Raw genomic sequence first — 22,751 nt, 5'->3', positions numbered from 1 at the left:
CGCGCAGGGCTCGGCTGCAAGTGCTGCTTTCAGCCCTCGTCGATAATCCGCGCCAATAGTGCCCGTTCAAGGTCGTCGACCTCGCCGTCGGCAGCGATCATCTTCTCGAGCCATTCCTGCTCGAAGTCCTCGACCAGATTGCCGGCTGCCGCCGCTTCGACATAGCTCCGGCCATCGGCATTCTTGCCGAACACCTTGCCGAAATGGTTGCGCACCTGCGGCACTTCGCGGGCCATCGCGCCGATAAAGCGCCCGACCCGCGCCTGGTTGTCGGCAATGAAGCTCTCCAGCTCCTTCACGCGTTCATGGCTGAGCTGCGCCTTGGTCAGCTGGAAGCCCTTGAGATAATTCGACACGCCATCGACGAACAGATCGTCCCAGGCAGGTGAGTTTTCTTCCTGCAAGGTCGCGTCCTTCAGGCGGAACAGCAATTCTGCATCCTTGCGGCTCACGGCTGCGGGGCCGTGCCCGCCGCTGGCGAAGATCACGCGGCGCAGGATGCGGCATTCGGCGGTAGAGATATGGGTTGCGGACAAATCGCCGCCATGGCGGGTGGGTCCGGTGCCCGCCATTACCGCCTGTTCGATATGGCGCAGGACATAATCCTTGAAGAAGTCGGGGACGTTTTGGGCCTTCTCGATCACGAGGACGAGCAGTTCGAGCTCCGCCATGGAATCGATCTTGCCGTCATGGTCGAGCGCGCCGATCAGCCAGCGCGCCTCGGCATCGTCGCACATTCCGCGCGGCTCGCTGCCGTTGAGCACGAATTCGCTGATCGCCTCGACGAAGAAGTCGACCCATTCCGGGTCGGCCTGGCGGATCGCGCGGTTGATCTCGAAGATGGCCTCGGCCTCTTCACGGTAGATCCGGCCATCGCCCCAACCAAGCTGGCGCAGCGAGAAAAGCTCTTCCGGGCTGACCTGGCCGTCTTCGGCGACGCGCCGTGCAAGATCGGCAAACTGGATGCTCATATTCCGATGACCCCCTGTTATCTCGGGGAATCGTGTCGCAGATCAGGCTTAAGACCAGGTTACCGCTGCATTCCCGCGAGTCAGCCGCCCAGCGCCCGGACACAGGCGGCGCGATCAACATCGCGCCCATCGCTGGCGCGGCGCGCTTCGACATGGGTGGCGACTGGTGCGCCGCGCGGTTCCAGAGGATAGAGGTAGATGTCGAGCACACAGGCTTCGCCCGAATACTGCAGCTTGCGCGTATCGCCCTCGATCACATCGAGCCGCGGTTTGCCCAAACGGCGTTCGAGCTGTGCTGCGCTGGCGCCGATCACGTTCTCCAGCCCCGGTGCGCGCATGACTTGTGGCGGGATGAAGCCGGACGAAGGCGGTGCCGGATTGCTTGGTGGCACGCGCACGGCTTGCGGCGGCGGCGCCGGGCGAGCGACAGTGCGATCGGGGACCACTGCCGGGGGACTGCCGGCAGAGACGCAGGCGCCCAGCAGCACGATCGGGGCCAGTGCGGCGATCTTGTAGCGAATTAGTGGCATCATCTACGCTTTCGGTGTTTTATGGCGATTCAATTGTACCAGATGGGTTCCCGCTGCTGCCCCTATAACCGGCACGACAAGATTGACGAAGGGCACAGCCATCAGGGCGGCAATCGCACCGCCCAACAGCAAGCGTTCCCATCCGCCCACGGGCAAGGGCGCTTGCGGCGCAGGCCGGTGCCGCAGCCAGCCCATATCCGTCAGTTCGCGACCCAGTAGCACGGCGTTGACAGCCAGGAACACCACCGCCGGTCCAACCGCGGTAAACAGCAGCACCAATGCGACCGGCGCTGCCAGCGCGTTGAACAGCAAGGCGCGGCCGACACCCCTGAGGCTGTTGGCAAGGTCCTCGTGAAACGGCAAATTGCGCGCGCTGGTGGCGGCAGCGGGATAATGCCTGCGCTCGACCGCCAGCACCACTTCGTCAGCGAAGAACTGCAGCACCGCCAGCGCAACAATGCGGAACAGGAACCAGCCGAGAGCCAGCACAATCAAGAGTGACAGCACCACATAAGCGTCTCCCGCAATGTCGAGATATCCGCCCAGCAGCACGGGCAGCGCCTTTATCAACGCAAACCCCAGTGCGGCGAACAGACCCAGCGTGATGGCGAGGCTCTTGGCAAGGACCCGCAGGATCGCAGGATCACCTAGTTGGCCTGCTGCCAGCGCCAAGGATTTGAGAACATGACCCATCCGAATGTGGCGCTTTCCCACGAACCGCGGCCAAGTCAACACCCGTCGCGACGATCTGCCCTTGGCGTGAGCGCCGCAGCGCGCTAGGCGGCGCAATCCTTGCTGTTTCAGCCCAATAATCCAGGAATTCGCGTGACCCAGCCCCGTTATGACGTGATCGCCATTGGCAATGCCGTGGTCGATATCATCGCCTCTTGCGAAGAAGAACTGATCGAGGAACTGCAGCTCAATCGCGGCGGGATGACGCTGATCGACGAAGCACGTGCTGACGAGCTTTACGCCGCCATGCCTCCCGCACGGGAAATCTCGGGCGGCTCGGCCGCCAACACCTTGGCAGGCCTTTCGACGCTGGGGCTGCAATGCGCCTTCATCGGGCAGGTCGCGGATGACCAGCTGGGCAAGGTCTTCGCGCATGACATGCGGGCCACGGGGATCGATTTCGACACGCCGGCGCGTGCGGGCGAACCTGCGACGGGCCGCGTGCTCATTTTCGTGACGCCCGATGGCGAGCGCACGATGAACACCTTCCTTGGCGCGGGCCAGTTCCTGCCTGCCGAAGCACTCGATGAAGAGCTGATCGCATCAGGTGCAATCCTCTACCTTGAAGGCTATCTGTGGGATCCGGAAGAGCCCCGCCGCGCGATGCGCCGCGCGATTGAGGTCGCGCGCAATGCTGGGCGCAAGATCGCCTTCACCGCCAGCGAGAGCTTCGTGATCGAGCGCCATGGTGACGATTTCCGCCAGATGCTGGAAGATGGCGTGATCGACATCTTGTTCGTCAATGAGCATGAGCTGGCGACGCTGACCGGCGAAGCTGACTTCGAAGCCGGGGTGGCGATGGTTGCGGCGAAGGTACCTGTGCTGGTGGCGACCCGCAGCGAAAAGGGTGCAATTGCCATCGCCCATGGCGAACGGGCCGAGGTCTCGGCAGAGCCGGTTGCCAAGGTGGTCGACACGACCGGCGCCGGCGACCAGTTCGCTGCAGGCTTCCTGTCGGGCTATGTCCGCGGCGAACCACTTGAAACCTGCCTGCGCAAGGGCGCGATTACCGCCGCCGAAGTGATCAGCCATTACGGCCCGCGCCCGGAGACCGATCTCAAGGCGCTGGTGGCAGAAAAACTCGGCTGAATTCGGTCAGGCGGTGGCGGGCGCGCGCTTTTTGGCGGCGCCGCCCGCTTGCCATCCGAACCAGCCCGCAGCCGCGCCTGCGGCAATGCCGAGCGCTGCGGTTACCGCCAGCGGGATCTGGCCATAGGCGGTGAACAGTGGCCCCAGCGCAGGAACGAACGGCGCATTCCACATCACCACGGCCTGCAGCGCCATGAAGAAGGACGCGACCAGCCATGGCGCCCCGTTCTTGCGATCCATGACATAGAGCGTCATCGCAAAGACGATCGCCATACCATCGCTGATCGCGATCGTGTCGAGCACGGCATGTGGCCCCTCGCTGCCGATCACATTCATCCATGGGAACAGATTGCCCATCACCCGGCTGAAGGGCGATTCGAACAGGATCAGCGGCGTGGCTAGCATATAGCCCGCATGCAGTTTCACGTTCCGCCGATGCTTGAGCGCCTGATAGAACAGCGTGAGATAGGCCGCGATCGCTATCGCCATCCCGACGCCGAATGACGGCCCATTGTAGATGATGAACGGGTTCTCCGCCGCCGCATAGCGCCGGGCGGACACGTCGATAATCATGATGAAACCGAGGATCAGGAACGGGAACAGCGCGAAGCTGGCAAGGCCCATCTGCTTGTGAAACGCATTCGAGCGCCGGTGAATTGCCACGCTCTGGACAATCAGCAGCAACAGCCAGACGGTCGAACTGATCGCGTGGATATGGAAGGCGAGCGGTACATTGGCGATTGGCGACCAGTAACTCGCCCAGAAACCCACCAGGATGACCAGCAGGACGAAGCCGACGAAATAATGCGCATGCTTGTATGGCATCGAGTAATCCCCCTCGATGCGACCCCGCGCGCCTCATATCATGCAGACAGCGATCGGTGCAAATGCAGCCTCGAATCAATCGGGCAGCTTGCGATAATCCTCGCCCCGCAGCGTCAGGATATAGTCGGCGATGTCCTCCACCTGGGGCGGGTCGAGATCGAAATCCATCACTTCGGGATAATTGTGCGCGTCCGTCAGCCAGGTCACCAGCGTCGCCCGGGTCAGGCCTTGGCGATTGGCGATATCGGCAAACGGCGGCGAGAGCGGATTGGGCGAAAGGCCGGTCGCCTCGACCGAATGGCACCCCCCGCAGGCTGCCTGGACAAAGGCGAGCCGGTGGTGTTCGGCTTCGGTCCGCGGGGCGGCGCTCTCAGTGAGGCCGGTTCCAGGAGCCGAATAGGCGCAGCCGCTGGCCGCGAGCGCTACAGCCAGAATGAAAGCGGTGTTCTTCATGTTTCGTCCTCCCCGGCGACTGGAGCAGGATTAGCGTGCGCAGGCCGATCCAGTCTGTGATCCAGATCAATTTTGCCGTTCGCGCTCCACCTCGCGCCAGCCAATATCACGGCGGCAGAAGCCGCTCGGAAAGCTGATGGCATCGACAGCCGCGTAGGCCGCCACCTGCGCGTCGGTCACGTTGCGACCCAGCGCGGTGACGTTGAGCACGCGGCCGCCATTTGCCACCAGTTGGCCGTCCTTCAGCGAGGTGCCGGCGTGGAACACCTTGGCGCCTTGTGCCTCGGAGTCACCGAGTTCGATCGCACCGCCCTTTTCAGGGGTGCCAGGATAGCCCTTGGCGGCCATGACCACTGTCAGCGCGGCTTGCGGCGAAAAATGCGCCTCCACTCCGCTGAGCCGACCTTCCGCGCAGGCTAGCATGATCTCGACCAGATCGCCTTCGAGCCGGCTCATCAGCACCTGGCATTCGGGATCTCCGAAACGGCAATTGTATTCGATCAGCTTCGGCCCATCGCCAGTCAGCATCAGCCCGGCATAGAGCACGCCTGAATAGGGATTGCCCTCTGCCGCCATGGTGCGCACGGTCGGCTCGATGATCTCGCGCATCACTTGCGCCTGAAGCTCGTCGGTCAGGATCGGGGCTGGCGAATAGGCGCCCATACCGCCGGTGTTTGGGCCGGTGTCGCCATCGCCCACGCGCTTGTGATCCTGCGCGCTGCCGAAGGGGATGATCGAAGTGCCGTCGGTGAGCGCGAAGAAGCTCGCTTCCTCGCCCGCCATGAATTCCTCGATCACCACTTCGGCGCCGGCCTCTCCGAACGCGCCGCCGAACATGTCGGCCAGCGCTGCCTCGGCCTCTGCGCGGGTTTCCGCTATCACCACACCCTTGCCCGCAGCCAGCCCGTCAGCCTTAAGCACGAAAGGCGCGGCGAAGCGATCGAGCGCGGCAGTGGCCTCGCCGAGCGATGCGGTGCGGACGTATCCTGCCGTGGGGATCCCGGCTCGCTCGCACAAATCCTTGGTGAAACCCTTGCTGCCTTCGAGCTGCGCGGCGGCCTGCGAAGGGCCGAACACCGGCACCCCGGCTGCGCGAAGCGAGTCCGACAGCCCGTCGACCAGCGGAGCCTCCGGCCCGATCACCACCAGGCCGATGTCGTTGGCCCGGCCGCAAGCGATCACCGCGCCGTGATCGGTCGCATCGAGCGGCACCAGCTCTGCCTCCTCGGCTATCCCGGGATTGCCGGGGGCAGCGTAAAGCTTCGTGCAGCTGGGGGATTGCGCCAGCTTCCACGCCAGCGCATGTTCGCGCCCGCCCGAGCCGAGAAGAAGGATATTCATGACCGCTCCCGATGATCGCGACACTGACAATGCAGGGCTGGTAGCGCGCACGCCGCCGGGCGACAACGCCGCGCCGCTTACGATCACCGAGATTTCGAACCAGCTCAAGCGGGTGGTGGAGGATCGCTTCGGCTTTGTGCGGCTACGCGGCGAGCTGTCAGGTGTGAAGCGCGCGGCATCGGGGCACCTCTACCTGGCGCTGAAGGATGAAGGCGCGGTGCTCGACGGGGTGATGTGGCGCGGTAATGCCCAGCGGCTGGCATTCGCGCCCGAAGACGGGATCGAAGTGATCGCCACCGGCAAGCTGACGACCTATCCGGGTCGCTCGAAATACCAGATCGTGATAGATAGCCTGGAGATTGCGGGCGAGGGCGCGCTACTGGCGCTGCTGGAAAAGACGCGGCGCAAGCTTGAGGCGGAGGGGCTGTTTGCCAGTTCGCGCAAGCAGGCATTGCCCTATCTTCCGCGCGTGATCGGTGTGGTCACTTCGCCCACCGGCTCGGTGATCCGCGACATCCTCCACCGGCTGGCCGATCGCTTTCCTTCGCACGTGCTGGTGTGGCCGGTGCTGGTGCAGGGGCAAGGCGCGACCGAGCAAGTCGCCGCCGCAGTGCGCAGCTTCGCGGCGCTGGACGGGTCTGGCCCAGTGCCGCGCCCCGATGTCGTGATCGTTGCGCGTGGGGGTGGCTCGATCGAGGACCTGTGGGCCTTCAACGAGGAAATTGTTGTCCGCGCGATCGCCGATTGCCCGATCCCTGTGATCTCTGCGGTGGGGCATGAGACCGATACCACGCTGGCAGACTATGCAGCCGATCGCCGGGCACCCACGCCCACAGCAGCGGCGGAAATGGCGGTGCCTGTACGCGCGGACCTGGTTGCGACGGTGGCGGACCTCGCCAACCGGCAGCGCCGGGCGGTGCTGCGCCCGGTCGAGCTGGGGCGCGAGCGGCTTGAGGCGCGGGTGCGGCGGATGCCGAAGCTTGAAGCATTGCTTCAGCCGCACACACAGTGGCTCGACGATCTCAGCGAGCGGCTCCGGCGCGCGCTCATGGATCGGGCGGGGCGTGGCCGTGAACAGTTGGCAGGCGCATCGGCGCGGCTCTCACCCGTATTGCTCCGCCGCGGGCTCGGCGATGCCCGGCGCCAGCTTGAGCGGGTGCGGCTTGTGCCCGAACTCGTCATGCGCCCGCTTGATCGCAAACGCGAAGCGCTCGCCGCGCTCGCCCGGCTGGCGCAGCAGTTCCACCCGGAGGAGCCGCTGCGGCGCGGTTATGCCATCGTGCGCGACGCGAACGACAAGGCCCTGACGAGCCGGTCAGCGGCGGCGCAGGAAGCCGCGCTGGTGCTTCAATTCGCCGATGGGCGGCTCGCCGTCACGCCTGCCGATGGCCCAGCCCTCAAACCTGCCAAACCACGCCCCAAAGCGCCGTCGAACGTTCCTAAACAAGACGATCTGTTCGGTTAATTGCCCGTTCGGCACGCGCTTGCTAAAGACCCGCCATGTTGATGAATTCAGGCGATGGCGAAGCCAAGCTCTATTACGGACCAAGCACCTTCCGCGTGCTGCGCGCGGGCAAATTCGTTCGCTGTGCGGTCAGCGGCGAAGCGATTGCGCTGGAAGAGCTGCGCTATTGGAGCGCGGAGCACCAGGAAGCCTATGCCAGCTGCGAGATCGCGACCCAGCGATTGCTGGGGCATTTGTAATGCTGCGGCGAGCGATCCCGCTGGCCTTGCTACTGCCTGGACTGGCGGCACTGACCGCATGCGGAGAGCGGACCACGCCTGAGTCCGCGCCAGAGCTGGTTCCGGCGCTGGCGGTTATGCTCGCTGCAGCGGATGATGCTGCAGCGCTGCCCGCTTCCGCGGCTCGCAAGCAGCTGACCTATTCCGGTGCGCTGACCCAGGGCGGCTGGATCAACGGCATTGCTCCTGTTGGCACGCGCTCGCTGCGGCTGGGCGAAACCGAGGTGCCGCTGGCTGCCGACGGGCGCTTCTTTGCTGCGTTCGATCGCGATGCGGGCGGCAGCGCCGAACTGGTGGCAGAGCTGGCCGATGGCTCACAGCACAGCGAGGCGCTGACGATCGCGCCGCGGGCCTGGAATATCGAGCATATCAATGTCGCGCGGCGGCCCGGCGGGGCAAGCGAAGCATTCCTCGAACGTCGCCGTCCGGAACTTGCGGCGATCTATGCCGCGCGCGAAAAGGACAGCGGCGCGCAAGGCTGGCGGCAAAGCTTCATCTGGCCGGTCAAGGGGCGCATCTCGGGCCGGTTCGGCTCCCAGCGGATCTATCGCGGCGAGCCGGGCAGCTATCATTCGGGACTGGATATCGCACCCGGAGCAGGCACGCCCTTTGTCGCCCCCGCAGACGGCGTCGTGGTGCTCGCGGCGGAGCAGGAATTTTCGCTCGAAGGCAAGCTGCTGATCATCGATCACGGGCAGGGGCTCAACAGCGCCTTCCTCCATGCGTCGGCGCTGGCGGTGAAAGAGGGCGACCGGGTCCGGCAAGGCCAGCATATCGGCAATGTCGGCGCATCGGGCCGCGCCACCGGCCCGCATTTGCACTGGAGCCTCAAGTGGCGCGATGCGCGGCTCGATCCGCTGCTGTTCCTGGACCCGCAGGCCTAAGCCACACACACGCAAAAAGGCGCGCGAGTCGCCTCGCACGCCCTTTGCCAAAGCGCTGCCCTTGCGGGCGCGGCTTATGCGGCTTCCTTCGAAGCCTTCTTGAGTTCGCGCTTCACTTTCAGCGCATTGGCCGAAAGCTTGTCGTCATTGGTCTTGAGCAGCCAGTTGTCGAGCCCGCCATTGTGCTCGACCGAGCGCAGGCCAGCGGTCGACACGCGGAACTTGAAGCTGCGACCCAGCTTTTCGCTCAGCAGCGTGACGTTCTGCAGGTTCGGCAGGAACACCCGCTTGGTCTTGTTGTTGGCGTGGCTCACATTGTGGCCAACCTGGCGGCCCTTGCCGGTCAGTTCGCAAATACGCGACATGATATCTCTCGTTCGTTCAAAGTGGGGGGGCAGCCGATTCGACGGCCCGCAAATCGCCGGGATTTCCCGAAAGGCCGGGCGCATAGCGGCGACCTGCCGAATCGTCAAGCGAAGTTGCGGCTTCGCCCGAGTGCGGCTAGCGCGGCCATATGACCAGGTGGCCGATCCCGCAACCGATGCAACTGGCGCTTGATGCGGCGCGTAAAGCTGCGGGCGAGGGCGAAGTGCCGATCGGCGCGTTGGTGGTCAAGGATGGCCAAGTCCTGGCCGTGGCGGCCAACCGAACCCGCAACCCGCCCGATCCCAGCGGCCATGCCGAAATCGTTGCGTTGCGTGAAGCGGCGGCGAAGCTCGGCAGCGAGCGGCTGATCGGTTGCGATCTCTATGTCACGCTTGAGCCGTGTGCGATGTGCGCGGGCGCGATCAGCCATGCGCGGATTGCCCGGCTCTATTACGCAGCGCCTGACCCCAAGGGCGGGGCGGTGGAACATGGCGCAAGGGTGTTCGAACATCCGCAATGCCTGCATCGGCCCGAAGTCTACACCGGCATGGGCGAAAGCGAAGCGGCCGAGCTGCTGCGCGATTTCTTCAAGGCGCGGCGGTAGCTTTCAACCTGCCAGCCACTCGATCGCCTTGTCCTGCTCCTCTAGAGGGAAAGACTTGATCTCCGCTTTGACAAAGACGCTGGTGAATTCAGCGTAACGTCGCAGCCACTCCGGGCCACCTACGATCGCGTAGCGATCAAGCTTGCGAGCAATCTCCAGCTTTCCCGAAAGCACCTCGCGGCTCAGCAATCGATCAAGGTCGAAACCGTGCCAATTGCGGATGACCAGCAGCAGCCGCACGGAGTCCGAATCTTCCAGCAGCTTGCGCACCAATGCCACGCCACGCTCGGATTCCTCACGGTCAAGTCGACCTGAAAGTTCGAACGCAGTGATACCCGGCCGCCCAACATCGAGTTGTTTGATGGCACCTGTGTGCGGGCCTTTGCTCTGTTCCAGAACCCAAACCCTTGCCACATCGGCCTCGTCTTCGGCATAGACCTCGTAAACGACGCCTGGCAGCAAAGCGCTCTCGAGCCGTGCGCCGGTGCGCACCCAGTCATTGTCAGAGACAATGGCGATGCGATCCAGGCCATAGACCCATTTGACCAGGCTGGGCATGTGGGCCAATTCGATGGCGACTGCGGAAAAAGTGAAGTCCGTCACCGCCGTCACATCGATCAGCACATTGCCGCCGCCGCCAGCGGCATTGCGCTCTTTCGCGAATGCGACGAGCGCTTCAGCATCCTCTTGCCGGAATTCGGCGATCACCACCATGCGATGGGCGTTCTCGGAAAGTCGGTCGATTTCGATCATGCACAGAAGATTAGGCGAGTCGCCTGCCTGGTGCATTGATCGATATCAATCGCGCCTTACAAACCCCGCCAGATGTTCGCAGGCGCGCTGTCTTTCGCGCCCAGCCTGCCTGGAGTGCAACGGACCGGCATGAAATCCTTGCTATAGCAGAGCCTCAATTCTTCCAGCCAGCCGCGCGCATTGAGCTTCACGCCAACCATTTCCGGCTGCCAATGCCGTCCGTTGGCGTCGGAGAAGGCCCGGCGGATATCGCCTGCGGTCAGGCCCTCTTGCCGTGAGAGTCGGTCATAGTCAGGCAGTTTGAGGCTTTGCCACAATACGCGGGTCGCCTTGAAATAGGCCTCCGGGCGCGGCGCCATGCAGCTGCCGTGCTTCGCCCATTGCCGCGCCATCAGGCCGGGAGAGGGCATCATGCAAAGGTTGCGCCGTGCCTCGGCGGGGCTGACGGGGAGCGCGGTGCGGCACCACTGCGGCCACGCGCCGCGCCCGTCCGGCCACAGGCCATGCACCACCAGCCCGAACCGCCCGTTGCGGCCCGAGCATTGCAGGCGCTGGCGCGCATCCATCTCGCGGGTCTTGCAGAACTCCGGCGCCCAGCTCAGTGCTAGAGTGTATCCGCTGACGGGAACGGTGCGGGTAGGGCTGTCGGCGCGCACCTGAGGTACGCTGACCACTTGCGGCATGCGGCACTGATAGGCCTGAGCGAGGGTCTGTGACGGAACGAGCATGGCGAGCGACAGCAACGGGCCGCTTGCGGACCGCAAGCGCGACCGCGCGCCGGCCGATAGGCCGCCCCCTCGGAGGCCATCGCGAAAGCGATTGGCCGCGAGAGAATTCATAGTGGCGTGAAATCCAGTCCGATATCGGCGGCGGGTGCGCTCTGGGTCAGCCGTCCGACCGAGACGTAATCTACGCCGGTCGCTGCCTTGGCCTTGATCGTGTCGAGATTGATCCCGCCCGATGCTTCGGTCGGCACGCGGCCTGCAACGATGGCCACAGCTTGGCGCAACGTTTCGGGCGCCATGTTGTCGAGCAGCAGGCGGGTAGCGCCCGCTACCAAGGCAGGCTCGATCTGGTCGAGCCGGTCGACCTCGCAGATGATCTCCTGCACCCCGGCATCGACCGCGCGGCGCACCGCTTCACCGACATTGCCTGCCACTAGCACGTGGTTGTCCTTGATCATCGCCGCGTCCCACAATCCCATGCGGTGGTTGCTGCCCCCGCCCATCCGCACGGCGTATTTCTCGAGGTGCCTCAAGCCCGGGATGGTCTTGCGGGTGTCGAGCAGGGTGCAGTCGGGATTGTCCATCGCATCGACATATGCCCACACCATGGTCGCGATGCCGGACAGGTGCTGCACGGTGTTGAGCGCGCTGCGCTCGGCCGTCAGCATGGCGCGGGCGTTGCCGCTGAGGCGCATCAGGTCTGTGCCTGCTGCCACCGCGTCACCATCGCTGACGAGGTGCTCGATCTCCATCTCCGGGTCGAGCGCACGAAAGAATGCCTCGGCAATCGGCAGGCCTGCCACCACGATCGCATCGCGGCTGTCCATTACGCCGGAAAAGCGCGCATCGGCAGGAATCACGCTCTCGGACGTGACATCGTGACCGCCACCCGGAAGCCCCTCGCCCAAGTCTTCCGCCAGCGTATCGCGCACGAAAGCGGCGAGGTCGAACCCTTCGAGAAAGAAACCCATCAGTGAACGAATCGAGCTACAACATCGCGGTAACTGCGGCTCACCTTCACCTCGGCGCCACTTTCCAGCACCAGGAAGCATTCGCCATTCGTATGCGGGCGCACCTGGCGCACCTGGTTGAGGTTGACGATGGTCGAACGGTGCACGCGCTGGAACGTGCGCGGATCAAGCCGCCGCTCAAGATCCTTCATCGTTTCGCGCAGGATTAGCGAATTGTCGCCGGTGTAGATGCACATGTAATCGCCGGCGGCCTCGATATGTTCGATGGAGTCGACCTCGACGCGGAAGATCTGGCCACGGTCCTTGATGTTGATGAGCTTTTCGAAGCGGTCGCTTGCTTCGGTTTCGCCGCTGGTGAATTCCTCCGCCTTGTCGGGCGCGACTTCGGCGAGCACGTTCATCAGCTTGTCGGCTTCCTCGGCCGATTTCTTCTCGGCCAGCCGCTGGCGCACACGCTTCGATCGTGTCGGCCAGCTTGTCGGGATCGACCGGTTTCATCAGGTAGTTGACCGCATTGGCTTCGAACGCGCGGATCGCGTGCTCCTCGAAGGCGGTGACGAAGACGAACAGTGGCGGTTCGATTTCCATCACGCCCTTGACCACGCCGAAGCCATCGAAGCCGGGCATCTGGATGTCGAGAAACACCAGGTCGGGCTTTTCGGTCTTGATCGTGCGGATCGCCTCGCGCCCGTTAGAGCAGGTGGCGATCACTTCGATGTCTTCAAACGGCTCAAGCCGCAGTTGCAGGCCCTGGATGGCCAATTTCTCGTCGTCGACCAGGATTGTTCGGATAGTCATGCCTTGGATTCCATATTTTGTCCCGGCGCCAGCGCCAGAGCGGGGGCCTGTGCGGCGGGTTGGATCGGAGAATTCGGATCTGCGGCGGCCGTATTGTCCGCGGCGGTCTCGAAGGGGATTTCGATCAGCACGGTAAAGCCGCCGCCTGCGCCCGAGCGGGTTTCGAAACGATGGTCCGCGCCATAGGCCTGGTTCAACCGGTTGCGAATATTGGCGAGGCCAACGCCGGTTGAAACCGGCTTGCCCGAATTGCTGGCGAGACGCAGCAAATCGCCTTGTCGTGGCCCTTTGCGGCCTGGCCCGGTATCTTCCACGGTCAGTCGCAAGCGGTTGCCGCGCACCCGTGCCGTCAGCGAGATGCGCGCGCCTTCCTCTTGCGGGGAAACCGCGTATTTCACCGCATTCTCGACCAGCGGCTGCAGCAGCATGGAGGGCAGCAGGGCCTCTTTCGCTGCGTCGTCGATGTCGAATTCGGTGCGCAAGCGCTCTTCGAAACGCATGCGTTCGATATCGAGATAGAGCTGCAGGGTTTCAACCTCCTCCGCCAATGTCACCTGCCCGCCCGGCTCCATGATCAGCGTGTGGCGCAGGAAGGCGGACAGGCGCGAGAGCATGGCATTGGCCGGTTCGGTCTGCTTCAGCAGCACCAGCGTACTGATCGAATTGAGCGTGTTGAACAGGAAATGCGGATTGAGCTGGTAGCGCAGCATGGCCAGCTGCGCGCTGGTCGCCTGAGCCTCCAGCCGTTCCAGCCGGTCAGCCTGCTCTTCCACGGTCAGGAAGTAATTGATCGCGTAATAGAGCGCGCTCCAGCCGCCGAGCAGGGTCAGGGGGATATAGCTGAGACCGATGAAGCGCTGGGCGAAAGTGGTTTCACGGATGCCCGAGTAATAGATGCCCTGCACCCAGGCGTCGATCGACGCATAGACGATCACCGCCACCACCAGCGCCAGCACGGTGGTGCCCCAGGCAACCAGCGGCTGCTTGTCGATCAGCTTGCGATAGATCACCGCCAGGACCAGGCTGATCGAAAAGCCGGTGATGGTAGTCACCAGGATCACCGCCAAGAGGTCCCACGGCTGGCCATTGGCGATTGCGGCGCTCGCGCGCAGCAGGAACGCCCCTCCCCAGCCGGCCAGCTGGAGGTTCCAGAACGCCCGATTCTTGTTTGCGAAGAACGGCGTAGGGCGGAATGGCAAAACGGCCATCCAACCCCCTTAGCGGATTTGTGAGGCAGGGTGCAGTTTGTTTTGCCGCCAGTCGTCGCGCGCGCTACACTGGTGGACAGCAAGGAGAGGACAGATGGCCACGATCGAGCATCCGCACGAGCATGCAAAGTTCACCGCGATGACAGAAGGAACCGCGGAAGACTGGGCGATTATCGGCAAGGAATATCGCGCTTTTGCCAAGGGCGTGGCGGACCGCGTGCTCGACCATCTGAAGCTGCTTGAAGGCGATTTCGGCGGCTTTCCCGTGTGCCGGCTGGAGCATTCGCTGCAAACTGCGACCCGCGCCCACCGCGACGGGCGCGACGAGCGTTATGTCGTGATGGCGCTGCTGCACGATATTGGCGACACGTTGGGCACCTATAACCACCCCGATGTCGCAGCGGCGATCGTCAAGCCTTTCGTGCCGGAGGAATACCACTGGATCTGCGAGCAGCACGGCGCATTCCAGGGCTATTTCTACTTCCACCATGTAGGCATGGACCGCAACATTCGCGAACGCTGGCGCGGCCACCCGCATTTCGAGGCCTGCGCGCATTTCTGCGAGAAATATGACCAGGCTGCGTTCGATCCCAATTACGACAGCGCGCCGTTGAGCTTTTTCGAGCCGATGGTGCGGCGCGTAATGGAGCGGCCGATGAACTCGATGTACGCCAAGGTCATCGACGACTGACCCGGCCCTCTATTCGGATCCAACCTCGCGCGCGAAATGGGTGCGCCAGTCGGCGGCGCCCCATTGATCTCGGGAATTGTTGACCTTGGCGACTTCGGTGGCGATCACTTCGACCCGCTCGTCCCATCCGTCATGGGTGCGTTTGCGGAAGATACCCCCCGAATGGCGCGGCCCCCAGCGCTCCATGAAGCGCATCGCCGCATCGGGCTGATAACCGGCATTGGCCAGCAGCCACGGCATCAGCCGGTCGGCCTCGCGCTCGGTCAGGCGGATGTTGCGCTGGCCCCGTCCCTCGCGCTCAAGCCATTCCCGATGCCGCAGCAAATTGTGGGCCAATTCGTGCGCCAGCGCAGCGGCGAGCTCGTCGTCGGCATAGCCGAGCCCGGGGAAGCCGCGCTCCAGGATCACGCGTGAGCCGTCAGCCAGCGCGCGCTTGCCATTGCCACCCAGCTCGAACCGCGTGGGGCAGGCATAGTTGGCGATAAACCTGATTTTCTCGCCATTTGACAGCGTCAGTTCCACGACGCCGTTCTCTGCCAGCTGCGCATCGATCAGGTCGTGTGCGCGCACCACCCGGCGCCAGTCTCCGTTCGGTTTTGCCGGCCAGGCGTTCGGGTCCTGCCCGTCGATTGCGGCGATTTCGGTATTGGGCGGCAGGTCGGCTTCCCCGGCCGGTGACCCGTGTGCGCTGGTCAGTACGGCAAAATCGCCGCTCAGGCCGAACAGCCGGCGCACGGCGGCGGGATTGCTGTAGCTCGCCATGTCGTGCAGCTGCAGGCCGATTGCGGGGCGGGCGCCCTCACAGAAGCGAGCGTTGCCTGACACCAGGCGCCATCCGATATCTTGCAGCCGCTGCTCCACAGCGAGCCGCGCGGAAAACTGTTCGCGCGCCGCGTCGGCAGCATCTTCTGCATGTACCGGCGTCGCGCCCGCCATCAGGATAGCGGCGCAAACTGCCGACCGAAGTCGATGCATCAGCCGCCCGGCTCCAGCGCCTTTTGCAGCGCGCTCAGGCCCACGGCACCTTCGAAGGCGCGGGTTTTCGTCACCCAACTGGGCGTACCGGTAAAGCCAAGTTGGTTAGCCAGCTCGTTGTTCCGGGCCAGTTCCTGCGCCACCTCAGGCGAAGCAGCGTCTGCGCGCGCACGTTCAAGGTCCAGCCCTGCTTCGCGTGCGGCAGCCTCGACGCTTTCGGGCGAGACCGGGCCGAGCCGGAACATGGCGTCGTGAAAGGCTTCGTATTTGCCCTGCTTGGCCGCCGCCAGCGCCATCTGTGAGGCGATCTCGCTGCCCTGGAAGATCGACCATTCGCGGATGACGATCTTCACTTCGGGATCGGATTCGATCAGCTTGAGCACATCGGCCTGGCTCATCGCGCAATAGGGGCAGTTGTAGTCGGTGAATTCGACCAGCACTTTCGAGCCGTTGGGATTGCCCAGCACCGCGCCGGGGAAGGGCGTCATGACCTGGTCCGATACGCCAGCCAGCTGCGCCTGTTCCTGCCTGGCCTGGAATGCCTCGGCCATTTGCGAGAGGATTTCGGGATTTTCGACCAGATAGCCGCGGGTGCGTTCGTCCCCCAGGCCGGAATAGGACCAGATCGCCGCCCCGGCGAAACCCGCGACAAGCGCGATGATCGCGGTCACAAGCCAGTTCTTCAGCTGTTCGGTCATTCCCGACTTCCCCCTTCTTGACGCCTATTTGCGGTCGCGGATGTCTTCAAGCGCAGCACGTGCCTGCAATGAGATATCCTGTGCCCGGATCCAGTCGGGCGTGCCCGGCTCCAGCCCGGCTTCGGCCGCCTGCGCGCTGCGCAGCGCCTCGGGATAATTGCGCCGCATCACCTGCTGCTCTGCGCTGGCAAGGCGGGCGCGAGCCATGTCGCCGCGTGCGGCATAGACGACGCCCAACTGGTACCATGCGAAGGGATTGAGCCGGTCACGCGCGACCGCCGCCTTGAGCACGCGCTCGGCCTCGTCGAACTGCTCCTTGTCCTCGGTTGCGATCAGCGCATGGCCGAACATCGAAGCAATCAGCGGCTGGTGGCCGGAAAGCTCCGTGGCGTTCCTGAGAAAAGGCAAAGCGTCATAGGGGCGGCCGGATTCGAGCAGGACCTGCCCCTTGAGCTCGAGGAAATACGGGTCATCAGGGTTCATCGCGAGCAGCGCGTCAGCCTCGCCCAGCGCTTTGTCGATCAGCGCACTCTTGTGATAGGCATAGGCGCGGGCATAGCGCGCAGGCAGGCTGGTGTCGCTCGCCGGATAAGTCGAAAGTACCCGCTCGGGCGGGGAGATATAGCCGAACAGCTTGGCCTTGACCCGTTCGAACCGGGCCTGCAGCGCCGGATCGTCGGGCGCATTCCAGGCCGGATCGGCGGTATACACCTCGGTCAGCCGGGCAATGCGATCGCCGGACAGCGGGTGGGTGCGGGTGAAGGCCTGGTCATCGTCCTGGCTGCGGCCATAACGGAATTCGAGGTTCTGCAACTTGCCGAAGAAGCTCAGGCTGCCGCGTCCGGAAATGCCCGCGAGCGAGAGATATTCCGCGCCCGCTGCGTCGGCCGACGCTTCCTGCACACGACTGAAGGCGAGAAACTTGCCAAGCGCGGCGCGCTGGCCGGCCTGCATCACGCCGATCGCGGCTTCGCCTGCGCCCGCAAGTGCTGCGCCGACACCCAGCAGCAGGCTGAGGATCGAGATATTCGAGGCGGCGCTCATGCCTTCGTCGAACCGCACGATGTGCCCGCCGGTGATGTGGCCCAGCTCGTGCGCGATCACGCCTTGCACTTCGTTGGCGGTGTCGGCGGCGTTGATCAGCCCGCTATGGATATAGACCGCTTGCCCGCCGGCCACGAAGGCATTGATCGAAGGATCGTTGATCAGCACGATATCGACATTGCCCGGCGCCAGCCCGGCGGCTTCGACCAGCGGAGCGGCCATTTCATTGAGCAGCGCTTCGGTTTCCGCATCGCGCAGGATCGATTGCGCCGCAGCCGGCTGGACCGTGAGCACCAGGGCCGCGACGAAAGCGGTGAACTGCCAGAGGAAGCGCGTCATCCTGCCGTGCTAGCCCAATTCGTCCTGAACCGGAACTGAAGCCTGGGGAGAGCGGGCAAATTCGATCATCGCATCGATCACCTTGCGGTCGCGCCGCCACGGGCTGGCCAGTGCCAGCAGCGGGTCATTATGCGTCATTTCCGGCAGTAGCAGAGTCCTGACCGCCGCGCCTTCAGCTTTCAGGCGTTTTGCCAGCTCGCGACTATTGCGCGGGCGAACCAGCGTATCGGCCTCGCCATGGATTAGCAGCTTGGGCGGTGCGTCGCGCCGCACATGCGCGACCGGTTGGGTGGCCTCGGGCTGATCTGCATGGCTGAACGATGCGCGGGTCGAATCGCTGTCGAAGGGATAGAAATCATAGGGGCCGGCCAAGCCGATCACTCCGGCGACATGCCGGGCGCTATGCCCGCGGCTGCCAAGCCAGCGTTCCTCGAGCGCCGCCATCACCACATTGTAGGCACCCGCCGAATGCCCGGCGAGCACGATATGGCCCGGATCGCCGCCGTATTGCCCGATATTGGCGTGAGTCCAGGCGATCGCGTCGGCAGTGTCCTCCAGCATGGCAGGATAGATGGCCTCTGGATGCAGGCGATAGCCGGCCAGCACCACGATGAACCCCTCTGGTACAAAAGCGCGGCCAATAAAGCCATAATCGTCAGGATTTCCCTTGTTCCAGCTGCCGCCGTGCACGAACAGCAGCACCGGCCGGGGCGTGCCAGCCACGCCATTGGCGGGACCATGGACAATTACCTTGCGCGCGGGCGATCCACCCAGCTGCACCTTCGCTAGTTGCGCTGTGCCGCGCTCGCCGCCGGTCAGGCGGTCCACCGTATCGAGCACGGCCGGCCCGTTGTGCCAGATGGCGAACTGGAGCGCCGCCGCGCAGAGCACGAGCAGCGCCACTATGCCGCCGATAGCCCATATCATCCTGCGCGACCTCCACCTGATCATGCGCGCGCTCTATCGCGCTGGTCCACTACAGGCCAGCGCGAACTTGCCAGGCAAGGCGAGGTGTTAGCCGAGCAGCTTTCTTGCCGCGCGCTCGATCAGCGGGATATCCTGCGCAATCTCCCCAAGCATGACGACATCGCCATCCTCGGTGCGGCGGATCATGACCAGCGCGAACTCGCCGCCTTCGCCGGAAATGTCGCTGAAATCCTGCGCTTCAAGCTGGCGCAGCTTCTTGGCCAGGGCTTGGCGCACTTCGCCTTCGGGATCGACATCCTTGCCGGCCTGTTCCTTGCGCCAGCGGCGCTCGGCGGCGACCACGCCCTTGAGCCCGCCACTGGCCTGGTCGAGATATTCGGACAGTCCGCCCCGCGCAATGCCGACCCGGTGCGCATAGCTCAGCACAGCCGCATATTCGGTCAGGCGGGTCTTGTCGTAATCGGCACCGAAAACCAGTTTCACCACCGGTGTCATCGGCGCACGATCCTGCGCCTCCAGCCCGCATTCATCGAGCAGTTCGGCATAATCCTCGGGGGCTTCCTGCGCCGCTACCGAGAAATCATAGGCCTGGCCAACTGCCTGGTAGAGCGCCTTGCGGCTGCGGTCGTCGCAATCGCGCGCGAGTTGGGCCGCATCGCGGGCACTCGCGAGGTAATCATACAGGCCGGGATCCTCGGGAAATTCGCTCACGAAATCGAGCGGCTCGTCATCCTCTTCCTCGGCGGAGAGCACCTCGAACGGAGAGTCCTCCTGCTCGGCCAGGGCGAACTCGTCCTCGATCTCCATTTCAGGCTCGATATCGGACACATCTTCGGCATCGGGCGCAACCGGCGCAAGCGCATCGAGATCGAGCGCCAGCGCCTTCTTGGCCGGTGCGGCGATATGATCGCTGAGCGAGGCGAAGTCGTAATTGACCTCGTCCTCTTCCTCGTCGTCGAGCTCTTCGAGGTCATAGCTGTAACCGCCGAAAGCCGGAGCCGGGATATCGCCATCCTCGCTGTCTTCAACGGCGCAATCGAACCTAGCGGCGAAATCGCGAAGGTCGCGGATATTGGCGGCATCGTCAGCCGAAATCGGATCGGCATCGATATCCGCACTCGGGCCATCGGCCCAATCGGTCACCGGATCGCCGTCACGCTTGACCGGTTCATCTTCTTCGGTCTCCAGCGCCTGGTCGATCTCGAGCAGCAGCTCGTCGGCGGCGTTCGAATCCGCCATTTCCTTCCAGTTGATCACGCCATAGATGAAATCGATCGTGTCGTTGTCGCTGGAATAGGGCAGCAGGATGCCGCGATATAGGATCGTCGCGCCGCGCTGGTTGACGAATTCGGCCTCGAACCCGATTGGCGCCTGGTTGGCGAGGATCTGCAGGTAATGGTCGGTGATCCGGCTCAGCAGCGAACGGCTGGGCACGTCGGACAGGCGCGAGATATGGCCCTGCGTGCCGCATTCCTGCGCCAGCTCATCACCGAGAAACTGGATCGCCGGATCTTCGATCCCGGTCGAGAAATCGAGCAACACGCTGTAAGGCGCGAAGTCTGGCAGATTGTGCGGATCAAGTTCTTCGATCGAGGGGAAATTGCGTTCCCCCAGCATGCTGGCCCAATGATTATAGGCGCGCACTTGCATGCGGCGTTCGTCCTGGCCGATCGCTGCCGGTGGCAGGTCGCGTGCATGGTCTTCATCACCGATGTCGAAATCATTCGAAACATCGGTGAAGTCAGTTGCATCGAAATGGCCGCGCAGGCTGTCCATGGTGCAATCGTTCCCCTGAAACATTCGGTCAGGGAAGGGTTTTGCCGCACTATGGTAAACTTACCGTTAAGCCAGCGGGAAAAGCGTGAAACGATGACGTCACGGCGTTTTTGCCGCGTGACGTCGCGGCAGCGCTCGGATCACAACATATAGCGCATGCGGATTGTCAGCACTGCGGCATCGCCCTTGTAATCGAACACCGCGTCGCTGAACTTCGGTGGGCCCATCTGCACCTTGGCATCGCGCGAGAAGCCGAAACCTTCCTTGGGCATCATGCCCAGCGCCCGGTCGGCCTTGCCATTGTTGTTCTCGTCATGCAGCAGCGCGATCGCATAGCGGCCCGGCTTTACATTGGTGAACATAAGTTCGACCCGCGTGCCCGCCGGCACCACCAGCCGGTGCGAGGCCGGGTCTTCGCGGCAGCGCGGGAAAATCTTGGGATTGGTGGTCATGCATGCGCGCACGACCCCTTTCGCAGAGCGAAGATCGGTGATTGTCACCGCAATTTCGCCCGGCTTGGGCGGCGTTGCTCCACCCAGCAGCGCGGCACTTGCAGCAAGCGCCAGGGCACCGGCGCGCTTCATCCGAACTTGCGCGTCAAGCCGCGGTCGGTGCCGCACAGGCGATCCCAGAAGCGGAAATAAAGGCCATAATTGCATCGGTACTCTTCATGGTGACGTTCGTGGTGGCTCGCCGTTATCAGCCATTCACCCAACCGCGAATGAACGAGGCTGCGCGGGAAAAGCTCCCAGCCCATGTGGTTGGTGACACCCATGACCGTCATGATCGCCAGCACCAGCGCGAGCACGCCGGCATGGATCGGCACCACAAATACCAGCAGGGGGATGATGACCGCACCAACTATGGCTTCGAGCGGATGGAAACTCATCGCGGTCCAGGCGGTGGGGGGCTTGCTGGCGTGGTGCACCGCATGGGCGAGGCGAAACAGGCGCGGCCGATGCATCCAGCGGTGTGTCCAGTAGAACCAGGTGTCGTGCGCGAACAGGTATAGTAGCAGCGACAGCGGTGCGTACCACAGCGGGTAGTCGGTGATGTCGCTATATATCTGCGTCCAGCCCTGGTTGCGCCAGCCCCAGGCGATGATCCCGGCGGGCACGCCATAAATCGCCGCCGAAGCCAGCGACCAACCGATTTCGCGCCGGATCTGCGCATCCAGCCCACGATACTGGCCCGGCCGCAACCTGCCGGTCAGCCAGGCGAAGATCCCGCTGCTGGCAAGATAACGCACAGCGACAATGACGGTCATGGCGACAGCGGAGAAGATAACGGCGGCAAGCATTGCTGTGGCTTCTAACTTGCGGAGTCAGGCTTGGCGATGGCGAGGCTTCCTGCTTTCCCGATTATTGCGCCCCGGCGAGTTCGGCGCAGAGCGGGTCAATCAGCCCGGCATATCGGCGCAGCGCCGCCCGCGCCAGCCGCTCCACCTCCACCTTGCGCCGCGCGGCGTTGAGCGGCTGCAGCGGGGCAGGGCGAAGGATCTCTGCATCATAGCCGTCCGCAACGATCACCCCGCAACAATCGGGGTGGTAAAGCGCGCTTTCGAGCGGGCTGCGATCGAGCCCGGGCGGCAGCGCCCAATAGAAGCGGTCGCAGTAATCGAGATAATCTGGCCACTTGGCATCGCCCAGCAGGTCGCCGCGCGCCACCTTGATCTCGACGATGACGATCTGGCCCTTCGCATCGACCCCCATCAGATCGGCGCGGCGCCCGTTGCGCAGCGGCATTTCCGGCAGGCACCAGATATCGTTGCGTGCGAACAACCGGCTTACCCCGCGCGCGACCGCTTGTGCGGTTGGCGAATCGGATGTGACAAGGCCATCTTCCAGCATGGTACCATGCTGGAACAGACGGCGAACAACGTCAAGCGTCAGGCAGCGACAACAGGCTCTTCGAGTTTGGCTTCGCGCGCCAGTGCCAGCAGCGCGCCGCGTGACGCGTGAAATTCGCGCCACAGCGCCAGCGCCGGCGCAGTTGTATCCTGCCCGCGGGCGTGGAGCGTGCGCAATGCGACAAGGCCCGGCTGCAAAATGGCATCGAGATCGCCCAAATATTCGCGTGCCAGGGTCAGCTGCGCGCCGCCGCTTGACGCGATTTGGTCTGGGAATGCGGCAAGGCGATCGTCGAACGGTTCGGGAGCAAGGGCAGCCAGCGCACCGATCTCCTGCCCGGCGTCGTGCAGTGCGCGCCAGCGCGCCGCGAAGGCATGGCCTTGGGCCCGATCGGGTGATTCGATGACGTCCACGTCCCGCATGGCAACAGGATTTACCTGCGGACACTTGCCAAATTC

26 protein-coding genes and 1 pseudogene are annotated in these 22,751 nt (G+C 63.9%); 6 read left to right on the top strand and 21 right to left on the bottom strand.

Features of this window, described 5'->3' with window-relative positions; genetic code table 11:
• Positions 1 to 29: 29 nt before the first annotated feature.
• The 3 genes from G6N82_RS08415 to G6N82_RS08405 all read right to left on the bottom strand — a co-directional run bounded on the left by G6N82_RS08415 (position 30) and on the right by G6N82_RS08405 (position 2,194).
• Complete coding sequence (locus G6N82_RS08415) at positions 30 to 971, bottom strand: hypothetical protein (protein ID WP_165195548.1); 942 nt, start codon at positions 969 to 971, stop codon at positions 30 to 32.
• Between the two features lie 80 nt (positions 972 to 1,051).
• A complete protein-coding gene (locus G6N82_RS08410) occupies positions 1,052 to 1,504 on the bottom strand; it encodes a hypothetical protein (protein ID WP_241255042.1) in 453 nt (150 codons plus the stop codon).
• Positions 1,505 to 2,194: an EI24 domain-containing protein gene (locus G6N82_RS08405; protein ID WP_165195546.1), complete on the bottom strand. Its 690-nt coding sequence runs from the start codon at positions 2,192 to 2,194 to the stop codon at positions 1,505 to 1,507.
• Between the two features lie 132 nt (positions 2,195 to 2,326).
• Here G6N82_RS08405 and G6N82_RS08400 point away from each other — a divergent pair, with 132 nt between their 5' ends.
• Positions 2,327 to 3,322, top strand: a complete 996-nt coding sequence (locus G6N82_RS08400; protein WP_165195544.1) for an adenosine kinase — start codon at positions 2,327 to 2,329, stop codon at positions 3,320 to 3,322.
• Between the two features lie 6 nt (positions 3,323 to 3,328).
• Here G6N82_RS08400 and G6N82_RS08395 read toward each other — a convergent pair whose 3' ends face one another.
• The 3 genes from G6N82_RS08395 to purD all read right to left on the bottom strand — a co-directional run bounded on the left by G6N82_RS08395 (position 3,329) and on the right by purD (position 5,941).
• The gene (locus G6N82_RS08395; protein WP_165195542.1) at positions 3,329 to 4,147 is read right to left on the bottom strand and encodes a hypothetical protein; all 819 of its coding nucleotides are present in this window, start codon (positions 4,145 to 4,147) and stop codon (positions 3,329 to 3,331) included.
• 75 nt (positions 4,148 to 4,222) lie between these two features.
• Positions 4,223 to 4,600 (bottom strand): c-type cytochrome, encoded by a 378-nt coding sequence (locus G6N82_RS08390; protein WP_165195540.1) that lies wholly within the window; start codon positions 4,598 to 4,600, stop codon positions 4,223 to 4,225.
• 66 nt (positions 4,601 to 4,666) lie between these two features.
• Positions 4,667 to 5,941, bottom strand: a complete 1,275-nt coding sequence (purD, locus tag G6N82_RS08385) for a phosphoribosylamine--glycine ligase (protein WP_165195538.1) — start codon at positions 5,939 to 5,941, stop codon at positions 4,667 to 4,669.
• On the opposite strand from purD, the gene xseA reads away from it, so the two are divergent.
• From xseA to G6N82_RS08370, 3 genes are read left to right on the top strand one after another with little or no spacing between them, the layout of a single operon-like run.
• Complete coding sequence (xseA, locus tag G6N82_RS08380) at positions 5,940 to 7,406, top strand: exodeoxyribonuclease VII large subunit (protein WP_165195536.1); 1,467 nt, start codon at positions 5,940 to 5,942, stop codon at positions 7,404 to 7,406. The genes purD and xseA overlap by 2 nt on opposite strands.
• A gap of 35 nt (positions 7,407 to 7,441) precedes the next feature.
• Complete coding sequence (locus tag G6N82_RS08375) at positions 7,442 to 7,645, top strand: DUF2093 domain-containing protein (RefSeq protein WP_165195534.1); 204 nt, start codon at positions 7,442 to 7,444, stop codon at positions 7,643 to 7,645.
• Entirely contained in the window at positions 7,645 to 8,568 is a 924-nt protein-coding gene (locus G6N82_RS08370; protein WP_165195532.1) for a M23 family metallopeptidase, read from the top strand. Before G6N82_RS08375 ends, G6N82_RS08370 begins: the two co-directional genes overlap by 1 nt.
• A 74-nt stretch (positions 8,569 to 8,642) precedes the next feature.
• Here G6N82_RS08370 and rpmB read toward each other — a convergent pair whose 3' ends face one another.
• A complete protein-coding gene (gene rpmB, locus G6N82_RS08365; RefSeq protein ID WP_165195530.1) occupies positions 8,643 to 8,933 on the bottom strand; it encodes a 50S ribosomal protein L28 in 291 nt (96 codons plus the stop codon).
• Positions 8,934 to 9,082: 149 nt separating this feature from the next.
• On the opposite strand from rpmB, the gene G6N82_RS08360 reads away from it, so the two are divergent.
• Positions 9,083 to 9,538 carry a nucleoside deaminase gene (locus G6N82_RS08360; RefSeq protein ID WP_165195528.1) on the top strand — a complete coding sequence of 152 codons (456 nt, stop codon included), beginning with the start codon at positions 9,083 to 9,085 and terminating at the stop codon, positions 9,536 to 9,538.
• Between the two features lie 3 nt (positions 9,539 to 9,541).
• Here G6N82_RS08360 and G6N82_RS08355 read toward each other — a convergent pair whose 3' ends face one another.
• The 5 genes and pseudogenes from G6N82_RS08355 to G6N82_RS08335 form a co-directional block, all read right to left on the bottom strand.
• A complete protein-coding gene (locus tag G6N82_RS08355) occupies positions 9,542 to 10,291 on the bottom strand; it encodes an STAS/SEC14 domain-containing protein (protein WP_165195526.1) in 750 nt (249 codons plus the stop codon).
• A 56-nt stretch (positions 10,292 to 10,347) separates the two neighbouring features.
• Entirely contained in the window at positions 10,348 to 11,019 is a 672-nt protein-coding gene (locus G6N82_RS08350) for a ribonuclease T (RefSeq protein ID WP_165195524.1), read from the bottom strand.
• A 107-nt stretch (positions 11,020 to 11,126) separates the two neighbouring features.
• The gene (gene nadC / locus G6N82_RS08345; protein ID WP_165195522.1) at positions 11,127 to 11,987 is read right to left on the bottom strand and encodes a carboxylating nicotinate-nucleotide diphosphorylase; all 861 of its coding nucleotides are present in this window, start codon (positions 11,985 to 11,987) and stop codon (positions 11,127 to 11,129) included.
• A pseudogene (locus G6N82_RS08340) lies at positions 11,987 to 12,785 on the bottom strand (LytTR family DNA-binding domain-containing protein). The gene nadC and the pseudogene G6N82_RS08340 overlap by 1 nt, the downstream one beginning before the upstream one ends.
• The gene (locus G6N82_RS08335; protein WP_165195520.1) at positions 12,782 to 13,993 is read right to left on the bottom strand and encodes a histidine kinase; all 1,212 of its coding nucleotides are present in this window, start codon (positions 13,991 to 13,993) and stop codon (positions 12,782 to 12,784) included. Before G6N82_RS08335 ends, G6N82_RS08340 begins: the two are co-directional and overlap by 4 nt.
• A gap of 94 nt (positions 13,994 to 14,087) precedes the next feature.
• Here G6N82_RS08335 and G6N82_RS08330 point away from each other — a divergent pair, with 94 nt between their 5' ends.
• Complete coding sequence (locus G6N82_RS08330) at positions 14,088 to 14,684, top strand: HD domain-containing protein (protein ID WP_165195518.1); 597 nt, start codon at positions 14,088 to 14,090, stop codon at positions 14,682 to 14,684.
• Between the two features lie 9 nt (positions 14,685 to 14,693).
• Here G6N82_RS08330 and G6N82_RS08325 read toward each other — a convergent pair whose 3' ends face one another.
• From G6N82_RS08325 to G6N82_RS08285, 9 genes are all read right to left on the bottom strand, one after another.
• Entirely contained in the window at positions 14,694 to 15,659 is a 966-nt protein-coding gene (locus G6N82_RS08325) for a hypothetical protein (RefSeq protein ID WP_206520137.1), read from the bottom strand.
• Positions 15,659 to 16,357: a DsbA family protein gene (locus G6N82_RS08320; protein ID WP_165195514.1), complete on the bottom strand. Its 699-nt coding sequence runs from the start codon at positions 16,355 to 16,357 to the stop codon at positions 15,659 to 15,661. The genes G6N82_RS08325 and G6N82_RS08320 overlap by 1 nt, the downstream gene beginning before the upstream one ends.
• A gap of 24 nt (positions 16,358 to 16,381) precedes the next feature.
• Positions 16,382 to 17,740 (bottom strand): M48 family metalloprotease, encoded by a 1,359-nt coding sequence (locus tag G6N82_RS08315; RefSeq protein ID WP_165195512.1) that lies wholly within the window; start codon positions 17,738 to 17,740, stop codon positions 16,382 to 16,384.
• Between the two features lie 9 nt (positions 17,741 to 17,749).
• On the bottom strand, positions 17,750 to 18,667 hold the full coding sequence (locus G6N82_RS08310; RefSeq protein ID WP_165195510.1) for an alpha/beta hydrolase: 918 nt from the start codon (positions 18,665 to 18,667) through the stop codon (positions 17,750 to 17,752).
• An 87-nt stretch (positions 18,668 to 18,754) separates the two neighbouring features.
• A complete protein-coding gene (locus G6N82_RS08305) occupies positions 18,755 to 20,443 on the bottom strand; it encodes a hypothetical protein (RefSeq protein WP_165198081.1) in 1,689 nt (562 codons plus the stop codon).
• 140 nt (positions 20,444 to 20,583) lie between these two features.
• Positions 20,584 to 21,027, bottom strand: coding sequence for a DUF2141 domain-containing protein (locus G6N82_RS08300; protein ID WP_165195508.1), 444 nt, complete (start codon positions 21,025 to 21,027; stop codon positions 20,584 to 20,586).
• Positions 21,024 to 21,743 (bottom strand): sterol desaturase family protein, encoded by a 720-nt coding sequence (locus G6N82_RS08295; RefSeq protein WP_165195506.1) that lies wholly within the window; start codon positions 21,741 to 21,743, stop codon positions 21,024 to 21,026. The genes G6N82_RS08300 and G6N82_RS08295 overlap by 4 nt, the downstream gene beginning before the upstream one ends.
• Before the next feature lie 61 nt (positions 21,744 to 21,804).
• Positions 21,805 to 22,293, bottom strand: coding sequence for an MmcB family DNA repair protein (locus tag G6N82_RS08290; protein ID WP_165195504.1), 489 nt, complete (start codon positions 22,291 to 22,293; stop codon positions 21,805 to 21,807).
• 38 nt (positions 22,294 to 22,331) lie between these two features.
• Complete coding sequence (locus tag G6N82_RS08285) at positions 22,332 to 22,706, bottom strand: hypothetical protein (RefSeq protein WP_165195502.1); 375 nt, start codon at positions 22,704 to 22,706, stop codon at positions 22,332 to 22,334.
• Positions 22,707 to 22,751 lie beyond the last annotated feature (45 nt).

Origin of the sequence: Altererythrobacter sp. BO-6 (assembly GCF_011047315.1) — a bacterium.
Classification (GTDB): Bacteria; Pseudomonadota; Alphaproteobacteria; order Sphingomonadales; family Sphingomonadaceae; genus Erythrobacter.
This window is presented reverse-complemented; position numbering and strand designations above follow the sequence as displayed.

Excerpts from the sequence above, each read along its gene's own strand:
- G6N82_RS08415 (WP_165195548.1), bottom strand. The coding sequence starts at position 971 with ATGAGCATCCAGTTTGCCGATCTTGCACGGCGCGTCGCCGAAGACGGC.
- G6N82_RS08410 (WP_241255042.1), bottom strand. The coding sequence starts at position 1,504 with ATGATGCCACTAATTCGCTACAAGATCGCCGCACTGGCCCCGATCGTG.
- G6N82_RS08405 (WP_165195546.1), bottom strand. The coding sequence starts at position 2,194 with ATGGGTCATGTTCTCAAATCCTTGGCGCTGGCAGCAGGCCAACTAGGT.
- G6N82_RS08395 (WP_165195542.1), bottom strand. The coding sequence starts at position 4,147 with ATGCCATACAAGCATGCGCATTATTTCGTCGGCTTCGTCCTGCTGGTC.
- G6N82_RS08390 (WP_165195540.1), bottom strand. The coding sequence starts at position 4,600 with ATGAAGAACACCGCTTTCATTCTGGCTGTAGCGCTCGCGGCCAGCGGC.
- xseA (WP_165195536.1), top strand. The coding sequence starts at position 5,940 with ATGACCGCTCCCGATGATCGCGACACTGACAATGCAGGGCTGGTAGCG.
- purD (WP_165195538.1), bottom strand. The coding sequence starts at position 5,941 with ATGAATATCCTTCTTCTCGGCTCGGGCGGGCGCGAACATGCGCTGGCG.
- G6N82_RS08375 (WP_165195534.1), top strand. The coding sequence starts at position 7,442 with ATGTTGATGAATTCAGGCGATGGCGAAGCCAAGCTCTATTACGGACCA.
- G6N82_RS08370 (WP_165195532.1), top strand. The coding sequence starts at position 7,645 with ATGCTGCGGCGAGCGATCCCGCTGGCCTTGCTACTGCCTGGACTGGCG.
- rpmB (WP_165195530.1), bottom strand. The coding sequence starts at position 8,933 with ATGTCGCGTATTTGCGAACTGACCGGCAAGGGCCGCCAGGTTGGCCAC.
- G6N82_RS08360 (WP_165195528.1), top strand. The coding sequence starts at position 9,083 with ATGACCAGGTGGCCGATCCCGCAACCGATGCAACTGGCGCTTGATGCG.
- G6N82_RS08355 (WP_165195526.1), bottom strand. The coding sequence starts at position 10,291 with ATGATCGAAATCGACCGACTTTCCGAGAACGCCCATCGCATGGTGGTG.
- G6N82_RS08350 (WP_165195524.1), bottom strand. The coding sequence starts at position 11,019 with ATGCTCGTTCCGTCACAGACCCTCGCTCAGGCCTATCAGTGCCGCATG.
- nadC (WP_165195522.1), bottom strand. The coding sequence starts at position 11,987 with ATGGGTTTCTTTCTCGAAGGGTTCGACCTCGCCGCTTTCGTGCGCGAT.
- G6N82_RS08335 (WP_165195520.1), bottom strand. The coding sequence starts at position 13,993 with ATGGCCGTTTTGCCATTCCGCCCTACGCCGTTCTTCGCAAACAAGAAT.
- G6N82_RS08330 (WP_165195518.1), top strand. The coding sequence starts at position 14,088 with ATGGCCACGATCGAGCATCCGCACGAGCATGCAAAGTTCACCGCGATG.
- G6N82_RS08325 (WP_206520137.1), bottom strand. The coding sequence starts at position 15,659 with ATGCATCGACTTCGGTCGGCAGTTTGCGCCGCTATCCTGATGGCGGGC.
- G6N82_RS08320 (WP_165195514.1), bottom strand. The coding sequence starts at position 16,357 with ATGACCGAACAGCTGAAGAACTGGCTTGTGACCGCGATCATCGCGCTT.
- G6N82_RS08315 (WP_165195512.1), bottom strand. The coding sequence starts at position 17,740 with ATGACGCGCTTCCTCTGGCAGTTCACCGCTTTCGTCGCGGCCCTGGTG.
- G6N82_RS08310 (WP_165195510.1), bottom strand. The coding sequence starts at position 18,667 with ATGATATGGGCTATCGGCGGCATAGTGGCGCTGCTCGTGCTCTGCGCG.
- G6N82_RS08305 (WP_165198081.1), bottom strand. The coding sequence starts at position 20,443 with ATGGACAGCCTGCGCGGCCATTTCGATGCAACTGACTTCACCGATGTT.
- G6N82_RS08300 (WP_165195508.1), bottom strand. The coding sequence starts at position 21,027 with ATGAAGCGCGCCGGTGCCCTGGCGCTTGCTGCAAGTGCCGCGCTGCTG.
- G6N82_RS08295 (WP_165195506.1), bottom strand. The coding sequence starts at position 21,743 with ATGCTTGCCGCCGTTATCTTCTCCGCTGTCGCCATGACCGTCATTGTC.
- G6N82_RS08290 (WP_165195504.1), bottom strand. The coding sequence starts at position 22,293 with ATGCTGGAAGATGGCCTTGTCACATCCGATTCGCCAACCGCACAAGCG.